Origin of the sequence: Streptomyces sp. NPDC014656, assembly GCF_043084305.1 — a bacterium.
In the GTDB taxonomy this organism is placed as follows: domain Bacteria; phylum Actinomycetota; class Actinomycetes; order Streptomycetales; family Streptomycetaceae; genus Streptomyces.
On record NZ_JBIBZN010000003.1, the window covers coordinates 191,035 to 203,496 of the forward strand.

At 73.6% G+C, this 12,462-nt stretch carries 14 protein-coding genes; 2 read left to right on the plus strand and 12 right to left on the minus strand.

Annotated features, from left to right (window positions below; translation table 11 throughout):
• Nucleotides 1-16: 16 nt before the first annotated feature.
• From ACF1ED_RS08335 to ACF1ED_RS08345, 3 genes are all read right to left on the minus strand, one after another.
• A complete protein-coding gene (locus tag ACF1ED_RS08335) occupies nucleotides 17-1,297 on the minus strand; it encodes an MFS transporter (protein WP_391757859.1) in 1,281 nt (426 codons plus the stop codon).
• Nucleotides 1,294-1,830, minus strand: a complete 537-nt coding sequence (locus ACF1ED_RS08340; RefSeq protein ID WP_391757861.1) for an ArsR/SmtB family transcription factor — start codon at nucleotides 1,828-1,830, stop codon at nucleotides 1,294-1,296. Before ACF1ED_RS08340 ends, ACF1ED_RS08335 begins: the two co-directional genes overlap by 4 nt.
• Nucleotides 1,831-1,935: 105 nt before the next feature.
• Nucleotides 1,936-2,544: a DUF2867 domain-containing protein gene (locus tag ACF1ED_RS08345; protein WP_391757863.1), complete on the minus strand. Its 609-nt coding sequence runs from the start codon at nucleotides 2,542-2,544 to the stop codon at nucleotides 1,936-1,938.
• A 100-nt stretch (nucleotides 2,545-2,644) separates the two neighbouring features.
• On the opposite strand from ACF1ED_RS08345, the gene ACF1ED_RS08350 reads away from it, so the two are divergent.
• Nucleotides 2,645-3,265 carry a TetR/AcrR family transcriptional regulator gene (locus tag ACF1ED_RS08350; RefSeq protein WP_391757865.1) on the plus strand — a complete coding sequence of 207 codons (621 nt, stop codon included), beginning with the start codon at nucleotides 2,645-2,647 and terminating at the stop codon, nucleotides 3,263-3,265.
• A 76-nt stretch (nucleotides 3,266-3,341) separates the two neighbouring features.
• Here the strand turns inward: ACF1ED_RS08350 and ACF1ED_RS08355 are convergent, their stop codons facing one another.
• Nucleotides 3,342-4,079 (minus strand): class E sortase, encoded by a 738-nt coding sequence (locus ACF1ED_RS08355; RefSeq protein ID WP_391757867.1) that lies wholly within the window; start codon nucleotides 4,077-4,079, stop codon nucleotides 3,342-3,344.
• Nucleotides 4,080-4,339: 260 nt separating this feature from the next.
• Between ACF1ED_RS08355 and ACF1ED_RS08360 the strand changes: the two genes are divergently transcribed.
• Nucleotides 4,340-4,639 carry a YkvA family protein gene (locus ACF1ED_RS08360; RefSeq protein WP_391757869.1) on the plus strand — a complete coding sequence of 100 codons (300 nt, stop codon included), beginning with the start codon at nucleotides 4,340-4,342 and terminating at the stop codon, nucleotides 4,637-4,639.
• 86 nt (nucleotides 4,640-4,725) lie between these two features.
• Here ACF1ED_RS08360 and ACF1ED_RS08365 read toward each other — a convergent pair whose 3' ends face one another.
• The 8 genes from ACF1ED_RS08365 to ACF1ED_RS08400 form a co-directional block, all read right to left on the minus strand.
• Complete coding sequence (locus ACF1ED_RS08365) at nucleotides 4,726-5,853, minus strand: hypothetical protein (protein ID WP_391757871.1); 1,128 nt, start codon at nucleotides 5,851-5,853, stop codon at nucleotides 4,726-4,728.
• Nucleotides 5,854-6,081: 228 nt separating this feature from the next.
• Nucleotides 6,082-6,978 (minus strand): phosphotransferase, encoded by an 897-nt coding sequence (locus ACF1ED_RS08370; RefSeq protein ID WP_391757873.1) that lies wholly within the window; start codon nucleotides 6,976-6,978, stop codon nucleotides 6,082-6,084.
• A 170-nt stretch (nucleotides 6,979-7,148) separates the two neighbouring features.
• A complete protein-coding gene (locus tag ACF1ED_RS08375) occupies nucleotides 7,149-7,652 on the minus strand; it encodes an NUDIX domain-containing protein (protein ID WP_391757875.1) in 504 nt (167 codons plus the stop codon).
• Nucleotides 7,649-8,158, minus strand: a complete 510-nt coding sequence (locus tag ACF1ED_RS08380; RefSeq protein ID WP_391757877.1) for a GNAT family N-acetyltransferase — start codon at nucleotides 8,156-8,158, stop codon at nucleotides 7,649-7,651. Before ACF1ED_RS08380 ends, ACF1ED_RS08375 begins: the two co-directional genes overlap by 4 nt.
• Nucleotides 8,159-8,264: 106 nt before the next feature.
• Nucleotides 8,265-9,041: a class I SAM-dependent methyltransferase gene (locus tag ACF1ED_RS08385; RefSeq protein WP_391757879.1), complete on the minus strand. Its 777-nt coding sequence runs from the start codon at nucleotides 9,039-9,041 to the stop codon at nucleotides 8,265-8,267.
• Between the two features lie 327 nt (nucleotides 9,042-9,368).
• Nucleotides 9,369-9,809, minus strand: coding sequence for a VOC family protein (locus tag ACF1ED_RS08390; protein WP_391757881.1), 441 nt, complete (start codon nucleotides 9,807-9,809; stop codon nucleotides 9,369-9,371).
• 198 nt (nucleotides 9,810-10,007) lie between these two features.
• Entirely contained in the window at nucleotides 10,008-11,606 is a 1,599-nt protein-coding gene (locus tag ACF1ED_RS08395; protein WP_391757883.1) for an MDR family MFS transporter, read from the minus strand.
• Between the two features lie 103 nt (nucleotides 11,607-11,709).
• On the minus strand, nucleotides 11,710-12,408 hold the full coding sequence (locus tag ACF1ED_RS08400) for a TetR family transcriptional regulator (RefSeq protein WP_391757885.1): 699 nt from the start codon (nucleotides 12,406-12,408) through the stop codon (nucleotides 11,710-11,712).
• Between the last annotated feature and the right edge of the window lie 54 nt (nucleotides 12,409-12,462).

Below are 12,462 nucleotides of genomic sequence, written 5' to 3' on the forward strand. Positions count from 1 at the left end.
CGCCACGACGCGTCGGTCAGCTCTTCCGGGACGGCGGCCTGGGTGCCGGGGGAACCGGGCCTGCGGTCCGGGCGGCGGCGCGCAGCGCTGCTTCGACCCGGCGGTTGTCGGTCATGGAGGCCGTGACGGCCGTCATCGCCAGGAGGAGGCCGGCGGCGGCGTACAGCGGGGTGCGGATGTCGTAGGTGGTGGCCAGCCAGCCGCCGAGGAACGCGCCGACGGGGGCGGCGCACATGGCCAGCATGCGGGAGGTGGAGGCGACGCGGCCCATGAGGTGGGCCGGGACGATCGCCTGCCGGAGGGAGGGCCCGAGCACCATCGTGGCGCCCATGCCGGCCCCGCACACGGCGAGCGCCCATCCGGCCGCGTACGGGTTCGGGGCGGCGGCCAGGCCCAGGATGGCCAGCCCTTCGACAGCGGCTGTGCAGGTCAGCGCGGTTCCGGTGCCGAGTTTCCGGCCCAGGAAGGAGGCGATGCCGGCACCGATGAGGCCGCCGGTGGCCTCCGCCGCGAGGAGCAGGCCGAAGCCGTAGGTGTCGATGCCGAGGCGGTCGTGCGCGAAGAGGGCGAGGACGGTCTCCACGGCGAGGAAGGCGACGTTCCCGACCGCCGGGCGGAGCGCGAGTCCCAGCAGCAGCCGGTTCCGGAAGACGTACGATGCGCCGGCCCGCGCCTGCCGGAGCAGCGACTCGTGGGTCTCCGGCACCGGCCGGGGCAGGGCGGGGAGCGACCGGACGAGCAGGGCGGAGACCAGGAACGACACCGCGTCGGCGAGCAGCGGAACCGCCCGCCCGAGCGCGAGCAGCGCACTGCCCGCGGGCGGCCCCGCGAAGCCGGACATGGCGGTCTGGGCTCCGCGCAGACGGGAGTTGGCTCGCTCCAGGAGGACGGGGTCCCGGCCTAGCAGATCCGGCAGATAGGCGGTGGCGGCCGTGTCGAAGAAGAGTCCGCCGAGGCCCAGCAGGAACGCGACGGCCGCGAGCAGCGGAATGCTCAGCACGTCGAACGCCGCCGCTGCCGCCGGTATCGCGAGCAGCACCGCGCGCGCCGCGTCCACGACCCACATCGTGCGCCGGCGGTCCCAGCGGTCCACCAAAGCGCCGCCCAGCACGCCGAAGAGCAGCCACGGCAGCGTCCCTGCGGCGGTGACGACGGCGAGCGCCATCGGATCCCGCGTCAACGTCAACGCGAGCAGCGGCAGCGCGGCGTGCGACACCCCGTCGCCGAGCGAGGACACCGTCTGTGCGGTCCACAGCCGTCCGAAACCGGTCGGCGACTTCCGGGGGTCCGACGTCATTCGGCGGCCCCTTCGGCCTGCTCGCCCGGCGCCGGGTGGAACAGCGCGAAGACGAGTGACGCGTCCGGCAGGGTCGGGTCGGACAGCTCCCGGTACTCGGCCACCAGGGCCCGCAGCCGTGCCCCCAGCTGCGCGAACTGCTCCTCGGTGAGCCGCAGGTGAGCCATCCCCACGTGCCGCTGGTCCACCGGCGACGCCTCCAGGTCCGCCACCGCGTGGCGCATCAGCACATCCGGCCCTCCCTCGCCCGGATCCGGCAGCGCGATCGTCCGCGCGGCCATCGCGTAGTACCGCTCGGTGACGCCCCGCACCTTCCGGGTCCGCACCACCTTCACCAGGCCGGCCCGCTCCAGCAGCCGCACGTGGTAGCTGGAACTCCCCTTCGCGAGGCCCACCCGCTCGGCGATCTGCGTGATCGTCGCCGGCTCGAAGCGGAGGACGACCATGATCCGGTGGCGCGTGAGGTTGGAGACGGCGCGCAACTGCTCGTCCGTGGTGACGTGAAACGTCTCGGGAAGGTCGTCGGAAGTCATGCGCCCAATGGTCAACGACTCTTGACCATTGAGCAAGGGAATTCCACGAAGACGCGAGCCCGCGTCCGCCTGCCGCACGCCGACGGGTGCGGCTGCCGCGAGTGCTCAGCGGGCGGTGCGGCGCGCGGAGTTCGCGTGCCACTCCCTGCCGATCGACCGCATCAGCGCCGGGTACACCCCCAGGTACCGGAACGGCTTGATGCCGAGCATGTACAGGGAGCCGAGACGGCCGTTGGGCTTCACCAGGACGGCCATCTGGCCGCGGTGTCCGCCGTTCCCGTCGGGGACCCAGCCGATGTGCATCACGCCGTGCATGGTCTTGTTGGCGTACTCGGCGGCCCACTCGTCGTGCGTCTGGAAGACCGAGGTGAAGGGGGCCGAGGCGAGGTCCGGCCCCGGGGGCGCCTCGCGCAGGTCTTCCGGAAGCCGGTCGCGGAGGGTCTCCACCCGGCCGCCGACGCCCGAGTCCGGCGCGTCCCAGCCGAGCAGTGCCCCGAGCTTCCAGCGCACCGCGAAGAGGAAACGGCCCACGGGGTTGCCGCCGTCCGGACCGTCCGTGCCGCCCGCCATCTGCTCGACCAGGTGGTGCAGGTCGTCGGGGCCGCCCGGAGTCGGCAGCGCCCAGAGGTCCTCGAGCCGGAAGTCGCCGGCGATCTCGTGGATCCGCCAGGGCCGGGACGTGTGGTCGCTCGCGGGAAGACGCAGCGCGTTCATGACGAACCCCTGTCTATACGGTGGCGTATAGATCGAGCATAACCCCTTCATATACGGCGCCGTATACTCGGGTCCGGAACGACGTGAGGGGAGACCTGGCATGGGTGCGATCCGCACGCCGCGGGCCCACTGGATCGAGGAAGGGCTGCGGGCGCTCGCCGCCGGCGGACCCGAGGCCGTCCGGGTCGAGGTCCTCGCCCAGGCCCTCGGCGTCAGCAAGGGCGGCTTCTACGGCTACTTCCGCAACCGCGCCGCCCTCCTCGACGAGATGCTCGACACCTGGGAGCGCGGGGTCACCGAGGAGGTCATCGAGCGGATCGAGCGCGACGGCGGCGACGCCCGCGAACGGCTCGGGCGGCTCTTCGACGTCGTCGGATCGGCCGACACCCCCGTGACCGCCGCGGGGGTCGAGCTCGCCGTCCGGGACTGGGCCCGGCGCGACGAGGAGGTCGCGGGCCGCCTCCGCCGGGCGGACAACCGGCGCATGGACTACCTGCGCGCGCTCTACGGCGCCTTCTGTCCCGACGAGGACGATGTCGAGGCCCGCTGCCTCATCACCTTCTCCTTGCGGATCGGCGACCACCTCATCGCGGCCGACAACGGCCCGCGCCCCCGATCCGAGGTCCTCGCCGCGGTCAGGGAGCGCTTGCTGACCCGTCCGGGACTCCCCGAGGACACGGCCGCCCGTCCGCCGGAACCGGCACAGGCCCCCTCGGGATGAGGGGCGGGGCCCTCCTGGTGCTCGTACGCCGTCCTGGTCGGTCGCCGTGATCAGTCGGCCTGGTGGGTCGCCCTGGTCAGTCGCGCTCGGACGACGGGTGGGTCGTGGCCAGGACGCCGATCTTGTCGATGCGGTGTTCGGGGTTGCCCTGGGCGTCGCGCCAGAAGTTTCCCGCCGCGTCGTCCTCCGGGGTGGCGCAGGTGGAGAGCGTGATCATGGCGCGGGTCGGCCGTTCGCCGGGCTTCCCGGGGACGGCGGCCCGCTGCTCGGCCAGCGAGCGGTCGGAGCGGAACGAGGTGGTGCGGGTCGCGACGATCCGGTACGTGTACGTGGCGCCTTCGGCGGTGACGCGCACCTCGTCGCCGACGTCGACGTCGGGCAGGTCGCGGAGCGGTCCCCCGGCGGAGAGCCGGTGGGCGGTCACCTGGTAGTTGCCGATGTCGCCCGGGCCGACGCCGCCGTGCTTCCCGTACGGGCTGGCCGCGACGCCCCGGTCCTGTATGCGGGTGCCCGCCCGGTCGTCCGTCCTCCCCTCGTACGGCACCACCCGCAGGTCCCCCACCCCGATCGAAGGGATGTCGAGCTCGGCGGGGCGCGGGCGCGGGGTGGGGGTGGCGGCCACCGGTTCGGGCGCCTCGGAGCCGCGGGCGGCCGGCGGCGCGACGGCGGCGGTGGACGCGGGTTCCGGCGAGGTGGCGTCCGAGGACGCGGCGGGAGCCCCCGCGCCGGAGGCGGCGCAGCCCCCGAGCAGGACCAGGAGCGCCGTCGCGGCGGCGGCACGGCGGGCTGGGCGGACGTGACGGGCACGGGTCATGGCTCTCGACCGCCTGAGGGTGGACGGCACCTGCGTGCTGCGACAAACGACGCACCGGCGGATCGTATTCCCCTGCCCGGACGGAAAGCGGCTCCGGCTCCGGCTCCGGCTCCGGCTCCGGCTCCGGCTCCGGCTCCGGCTCCGGCTCCGACGGTCGGCGGCGACGACGACGAGGACGACGGTGCGGAACCGGAGCTTCGGGGCACACGTTCTTCGAGCACCCGGAGCAGGAAGAGCCGGAGCGGGAAGAGGAGGACCGGATGGACGGCGTGAGCGGCTACTGGTGGGCGATCGCCGCGGTGGTCTTCGCCGCGACCCTCGTGGTGGCCGTCGTACTGGCCGTCCGGCTGTTCCGGGCTCGCAGGATGCTCGGCGACTCCGGTGTTCCGATGTCGCGCAAGGTGCTCTTCTGGGGCGCCCTGCTCTACCTGGTCAGTCCCGCGGACCTGCTCCCCGATCCCGTCCTCCTCGACGACATCGGCGTCCTGCTGGCGGCGCTGCGCTCCCTGCACCGGGCCGGGGCGCGGGTGCGGGCGGAGGAGCCCGGCGGAACTGCCTGACGGCACCGGGGCACCCGGAGCGGGTCACGGCCGTCCTGGCCCGGCGCGAGGCGCGCCGGGTGAGCCGTGCACACGGTTCGCCCGGTTCAGCGGCGGACGCCCGCGTACGCCGCCGGGGAGATGCCGCCCTCCGCGCCGGCGGTGCCGCCGACGGTCCAGATCCGGCCCGTCGCGTCGGTCGCCGCTCCGTACAGGTATCCGGCCCCGGGCGGTTCCTCGGTGCGGGTGAGGAAGCCCTGGGGGCCGGGCGTGAGGACGTAGTTGCCGTCCGGGTTGACCTCGGGGTTCATGGTCTCCCCCACCACCACCGGCCGGCCGGAGCCGTCGAAGGCGATGTCGTACAGCTGGCCCGTCTCTGCGGGAGTGCGGACGGTGCGCCACGCACGGCCGTCGAAGCGCACGATCACGGGTCGGCGCCACAGCTTCTCGTCCCTGATGTGGCCGACGGCCCAGACATCGTTCGCCGCCCGGGTCTCGATGCCGTCGAAGAGCGCCCCGTCGAGCGCGGGCGGCAGGCTCTGCTTGGTCCATGACGTGCCGTCGAAGCGGGAGACGCCGTCACCGACGGCCTGGAGGACGCCGTCGGGACGGGCCTCCAGCTGGGAGACCCAGTTGAGCCCGGTGTCCGCGGGCAACCGGGTCCAGTCGCCGCCGCCGTCCGCCTCCCCGCGGAACAGGGCCGGTACGTACTCCCCGGCCGCGTCGGCGTAGCCGCCGTACACCCAGACCGAGCCGCCCTCGTCCACGGCGACGGCGGACAGCGACGTCTCGCTCGCCCCCTCCGGGAAGGGCAGGGCGACCTCGCTCCACGCGGTGCCGCCCCAGTGCTGGAGCAGGGCGCGGCCCCGGTCCCAGTCCGTGTCGCCCACGGCTTCGTGGCGCGTACCGACCGCCCACACCTCGTCGGGCGCGCCGGCGGCGAGGTCGTCCAGGCGGCCGTGGTCGGCGGGCTGCGGGGGCGACTGCCAGCCCGTGCCATTCCAGCGCATGGCCACCGGCGCGAAGGGGCGGGTGGTCGCGTCGCTGCGGAAGCCGACCGCCCAGGTCGTGCCCCGCGTGGTCTCGACGTCGAACAGCACGCTGCCGTCGCCGCCGGACGGGCTGACGTCCCGCCATTTCCCGTCGTGGGCGGCGGCGGGCGAGACGGCGGTGGCGACGACGGCGGCCAGCCCGACGGCGAGGGCCGTGGCCGACCTGGGGAGCGTCAAGAACATGAGGGAACGTCCTCTGATCGGAGCGGAGGTGACGGTGTGTGCGGTCTCAGTACCTCCGACGCACCGGGCCCGCGGAAATGTTTCACCTCCCAGAGCGGTCGGGAGGCGGCCCCACCTTCGACCAGGTGGCGGGGCACGTCGGTCCCCGCGAGGGCAAACGCCATGTCTGACCTCCGACCTCCGACCTCCGACCTCCGATGCCGGGATACCCGCCCGCTTTCGCCGGTGTCAGAGGATGTTCCACCGCAGGAACGGATCCTCGCTCCGCAGCCCGGCCACACGGCGTTGGACCTCCTCCAGACCGGCCGGGGCGTGGTGGACCTTCCGCGCGTTCGTGGTGATCATGCGCAGTTCCCGGATGGCGGCGAGGGTCGGACGGCCGGGCCAGCGGGTGACGTCCCAGCCGTAGGCCCCGGCGAAGGCCTCGTAGTGCCGCTCTCCGTATCCGAAGCGCCTGCAATGGACCTCCACCGTGACCAGGTCCCATTCCGGCTGCCCGAACGCCACCGTGTCCCAGTCGCACAGGACGGCGCCGCCGTCGAGGTGCAGGGCGTTGCGGTGCTGCGGATCGCCCTGGATCACGCCCTCGGGGAGGGAGAACTCCACGGTGGCGAGGGCGGCGTCGAGCCGGTCGGCGCGGTCGCCCAGGAAGGCCAGTGTCTCCGGGGGCAGGCAGGTGATCGCTCCGAGCGAGCGCCGGATCGCCGCGAGGTCGTCGTGGGCGGGCAGGGCCACGGGCGGGGCCGGCAGGGTGCGGAGCGCGCGCAGCGGCGCGGCCAGCTGGTGGGCGGCGACGGGAAGCGGCGGCTGGGGCAGATGGCGCCAGAACGTGACGGCCTGCCCGTCGATGACGACCGGCTGCTCGACGGGGTGGAGGGGGACGGTGGGAAAGCCCGCGTCGGTGAGCCACCGGACGAACTCGACCGTCCGCGCGACGTCGTCGGCCCGGGACCCCTTCCGGGCGATCTTGGCGACGACTCCGTCCTCTTCGAGGAGGACGACCGCGTTGGTCTGTCCGCGCAGCAGACGGGTTCCGGAACAACCGAGCCCGACGGCGCCGGCCGCCCGTTCCAGGATCCGGTACATCTCGGTCTCGGTGAACCCGCCCGGGGCGTCGTGGGTCATGGGGTCCACACTCCCCGATCGCCGGAGGCGCCGTCAGTCCGTCCGGGAAGCAGGACGGGCCTCGCCGGCCGACGCCGTGGGACGACTCCCCGCGGAACGATGACCCGATCCCGGCCAGGGCCGTGCCCGAAGACCTTCACCGGCGTGGATACCGCGGGGACGGCGGGCGGTCACTCGTCCCAGTCCCAGGTGCCGAAGTAGGCCGCCGTCCCGGACCGGCGGGCTTCCATGACGGCGGTGAGCCTGGCGAAGTCCCGCTCCGGCATCAGTCCCCGCCACTGGGCGAGGGGCAGAACCCGGACCTCGTCGTGTTCCTCGGGCGCCAGGGTGATCCCCGCGAGCTGCCGTTCGGTGAGCCGGCCGCCGTCGAAGACCAGTCCTGACGTCGCCAGCGGCCATCCGGTGCCCGGCAGGCCGAACACGGCCGCCAGCAGCCGTGGCGGGCCGGTCACCAGCAGACCCGTCTCTTCCGAGGTCTCCCGCACCGCGGTCTCCCACGGGCGTTCGCCCGCCTCGCTGGTGCCTCCGGGCCACTGCCAGGGGTGCTCGGGGCTGTAGACGCTGTGGAGCTGTACCGGCCGGTCGTGCTCGTCGGTGAAGAACACGCTGCCGAACAAGGTGGCCTTGGGCAGCGTGGCCGCGTACTCCTCCGTGGAGAGCCAGGTGGAGCTCATGCCGTCTCCTCACCCGCCCCGGGGGCGAGCCGCGTCATCCTCATCAGAGCCGGGCTGCTCGCGAACCCCAGCGCCTCGTACAGCGGGGCCGCCTCCTCGCTCGCGTGCAGTTCGAAGAGCGTGGCCCCCTCCCGCCGCACGTGGTCCAGCAGCGCCGACACCGTCGCCCGGGCGTAGCCGCGGCGCCGGAATCCGGGCTCCGTCGCCACGACGTGGATGCGGGCGGCCAGTCCCCGGGGGTAGCGCGGGGCCGGCAGGAGGTGATGCAACAGGCCCAGGGCGCAGGCGGCGAGTCCGCCGGTCGGGGCGTCGACGACATAGGCGCGGGCGTCGCCCGCGGGCCCGAGCCGCCCCGCCAGCTGCTCGCGGCAGAGGGTGAGCCATTCCGCGTCGAGGGGTTCCGACAGGACGAACTCGGAGCGCAGCCGGGTGATCTCGCCGGCGTCGTCGGGCGTGGCCTGCCGGACCGCGCGAACCGTGGGGAACGGGCCGGGTGCGTGGGTCATGACCGGGTACCTCCGTCGGTCGGCCGGTGGGTGGGTGTGGGGGCGTGGAAGGGGCGTGCCGGAGTGGTGGCGGGAGCGTTCCGTACGGGGAGGAACGGCGGGGGCGTCATGGACGGCCCTCCCTGGGGCGGCGGGCGAGGGTGTGCACGAGGCGCGCCATGTCCCGTGTCGGGGAGCGCCAGGACGCGGCCCACTCCACCGCGGCCGCCGCCGCGTACGCGTCCTGGTCGGGCTCCCAGCCCACCAGGTGGTCGGTGAAGATCCTCACGCCCTGCCAGTGCAACGGCCTCAGCCCGTGACCCGCCGCCAGGCGGTCGAGGGCCTCGGCGGTGTCCCCCCGGCTGTGGATGCCGAGGTTGCCGAGGCTGGTGGTGGCGCCGCTCTCGATGAGCCGGAGCGCGGTCCCGTAGTCGCCGGCGAGGGCCTCGCGTACGCCGACGGCAGAGCGGTTCTTCGCGAGGATGCTCAACAGACCCCCGGGGGCGACGAGTTCGGTGAGGCGGGCGACCGCCCGGTCGGGCCCGTCCAGGTACATGAGGACGCCGTGGCAGCAGACCGCGTCGAACCGTTCCCAGGTGAAGGGGAGGGTTTCCACGCCGGCCTCGACCAGGCGCACGCGGTCGCCGAGCCCGGGCCGTGCGGCGAGGCGGCGGGCCGTGACGGCCAGCATGCGGGGGTCCGGGTCGGCGCCGGTCACGTGGTGTCCGGCGGCGGCGAGCCGCAGGGTCATCTCGCCGTTCCCGCAGCCCACGTCCAGGACCCGCACCGGGGAAGGGCCGAGCTCCGCGCGGAGGCGGCGCTCGACGAGGTCGTGGCGCAGCCGGCCGCGGGCGCTGTCGGAGTGGGCGGCGTAGGCGGCGCCGGCGGCGGCGAAGTCGGTCACCGCGACCGTCCCGTCTCCGTGCGGGGTCGGCCGGCGGGGGCGTCGCGCCCGCCGGGGTGCCGTTCGAGGCGGTCGGTGACCAGGGCGCGCACGTGGTCGGGGAACGGGGGCATCTCAGCACCTCACCGGGTTCGGGACGGAGGACGGGCGGTTGGGACGTCGACCGGCTCAACGACCGGGGCCCTCGTACCGAGCACATGTGATTCGGACGGTGTTCGAAGCCCCGGGACATGCGGGGCGGGTGCGTTCGCCGCGCGTCGGTCCGTGCGGGACGCGGGTCGTGGCCGATGCCGCGCGTGGCCGAAAAGCCGCTGCCGCGAGGGGGCGTCAGCCGATCTGTTCGGCCAGGGCGACGATGATGCCCGAGGGGCCCCGGAGGTAGCAGAGGCGGTAGACGTCCTCGTACCGGGCGACCTCGCCGAGGAGTTCGGCGCCGTGGTCGCGCAGGCGGGCGACGGTGTCGTCGATGTCGTCGACGGCGAACATGACCCGGTGCAGGCCCACCGTGTTCGGCGGCGGGTTGTGCGAGCCGTCGCCGATGGCCGCGGGGTGGTGGTACCGCGCGAGTTCCAGCTTGCCGTGGCCGTCCGGGGTGCGCATCATCGCGATGTCGCTGCGGACTCCGTCGAGTCCGACGGCCAGGTCGGCGAAGCGGCCCTCGATGCTCGCCCTGCCCTCGACCTCCATGCCCAGTTCGGTGAAGAAGGCGACGGCGGCGTCCAGGTCCTCGACGACGATCCCGACGTTGTCCATCCGCTGCAGCGTCATGACGGTTCTCCCTCTGTGGTGCGTGGCCCTTCGACGCCACCGGTATACCGGGCACGGGCCCCCGGCCCGTGCCCGACACCCGCGGGCCGGTCGGTTTCCGGAAGCCCGCACATGCTGAAGCGGCCTCCCCCACCGTCCCTGTGGGAGAGGCCGCTGCCGGGCGGCGGGCGGTACGCAGGCGTCCGCCGCCCGGGGCTGTCAGGCCGTCTCGGCGTGCTCCGCCGGGGTGGACGCGCCGGCCCGGGGCGGGACGCCCTCGGCCTTCTGTCCGGTGGCGGCGGATTCCTCGGCGAGGCGTTCCATGCCGCTCGTGGTCTTCAGCGGCTTCTCCTTGACGAAGAGGACGGCGACGAGCGCGAGGAGGGCGAAGGGGGTGGCGACGAGGAAGAGTTCGCCGGTGGCGACGCCGTAGGCGTGCTCCACGATCTCGCGGATGGGGGCGGGCAGGGTCGTCATGTCCGGTACCGCTCCGTGCCCGGCCGCGCCTCCCCCGGCGGGGACGCCCGCGTCCTGGAGGCCCTTGCTCATCTCCGCGGCCACCCGGTTGGCGAGGATGGCGCCGAGGACGCTGGTGCCGATGGTGCCGCCGAGGCTGCGGAAGAAGGAGAGGACCGAGGTGGCCGCGCCCAGTTCGGAGGCGGGCACGTCGTTCTGCGCGGCCAGGACCAGGTTCTGCATCAGCATGCCGACGCCGACGCCCATGACCGCCATGTAGAGGCTGAGCAGACCGAAGTGGGTGTCGGCGCCGATGGTGGCGAGCAGGCCGAGGCCGGCGGTCATCAGCACGCCGCCGGCGACGAGGAACGCCTTCCAGCGGCCGGTCTTGCTGATGAACTGTCCGGCGACCGTGGAGGACACCAGAAGTCCCATGATCATCGGCAGGCTCATCAGACCGGCGACCGTCGGGGACTTGCCCAGCGAGATCTGGAAGTACTGGGACAGGAAGACCGTGCCGCCGAACATGGCCAGGCCGACGAAGAGGCTGGCGACGGTGGTCAGGGTGACGGTGCGGTTGCGGAAGATGCCGAGCGGGATGATCGGCTCGGGCACCCGGGACTCGACGAGGACGGCGGCGGCGAGCAGGACCAGTCCGCCGCCGGTCAGGGCCGCGGTCTGCCAGGAGGCCCAGTCGAAGCTGTTGCCCGCCAGCGAGACCCAGATCAGGAGCGCGCAGACGCCGGCGACGATGAGGAAGGCGCCCAGGTAGTCGATCTTCGCCTCGCGGCGCGTGACCGGCAGCTTCAGGGTGCGCTGGAGCAGCACGATGGCGAGCAGGGCGAAGGGGACGCCGATGAAGAAGCACCAGCGCCAGCCGAGCCAGGAGGTGTCGACGAGCACACCGCCGATGAGGGGGCCCGCGACGGTGCCGACGGCGAAGACGGCGCCGAAGAGTCCGGCGTACTTGCCGAGCCTGCGGGGCGGGATGATCGCCGCCATCACGACCTGCGCCAGGGCCGTCAGGCCGCCGGCGCCGATGCCCTGCGCGACGCGGCTGAAGATGAGCAGCCCGACGTCGTGGGAGAAGCCGGCGAGCAGCGAGCCGACCACGAACAGGCCGAGCGAGATCTGCAGGAGGAGCTTCTGGTTGTAGAGGTCGGCGAGCTTGCCCCAGAGCGGGACCGTCGCCGTCATGGCGAGCAGTTCGGCGGTGACGACCCAGGTGTACGAGGACTGGCTGGCGCCGAGGTCGGCGATGATCCTGGGCAGGGCGTTCGCGACCACGGTGCCGGCCAGGATCGACACGAACATGCCCGCCATCAGGCCGGACATGGCCTGGAGTATCTGTCGGTCCGACATGGAGGTCGGTGGCGCCTGGACCGGCGCCGTCGTTGAGGTCACAACATCCTTCTCAAGTGGTTCGTTGTCCGGAGGACCGCTGGCGCGGGTGCGGGTCGCGGTGCTACGGGGAGGATCCGTTCGGCGGAGCGGGGGGTTCGGAAAGGCCCGCGGCCAGGTGCTCGAACGTCTCCCGGAAGACGTCGGCGAAGGGCGTCTCGGCCTGTCGCACGCACCAGTGCTCGACGGCGATGCGGACGGCGGTGCCGCCGACGGCCGCCAGGAGGCGGGGGTAGAGCGGCAGCGCGTGTCTGCGCTCCCGCTCCTGCGGTGACCCGTGGGCGGGGCGGTCCTCGGTGAAGAGCGGCGAGCCCGCCCCGACGCGCTCGGCGAGCGCCTCCGCGAGGAGGAGCTCGTCGGCCATGTGGGCGCCGAGGGTCCGGGCGAGCAGCTGGGGGTGGGTGCCGAGGACTTCCGCGTGGAGCCGCCACAGCTCGTGCTGCTGCTCGACCTCCTCCAGCTCCGCGGCCAGGGCCTCGCGGAGCGCGTCCAGCGGGGCGAGTCCGGCCGGGGCGGCGAGGACGGCGCGGCGGACGCGGGTACCGGAGTCCGCCCCGATCATCACGAAGACTTCGTCACGGGAGTCGAAGTAGTTGAAGAAGGTGCGGGTGGACACGCCGGCGGCCGCGCTGATGGCGTCGACGGTGACGTTCTCGACGCCGTGCTCGGCCGCCAGGCGCACGGCCGCCTCCGCCAGGGCGGCGCGTGTCGCCTTCTTCTTGCGTTCCCTGAGCCCGCCGCGGGCGGGCACCCCCTCTGCCATGCGTGCATGCTACGCAAAAATGCAGGGACTGCAAAAATTGCGCCGACCCCGCCC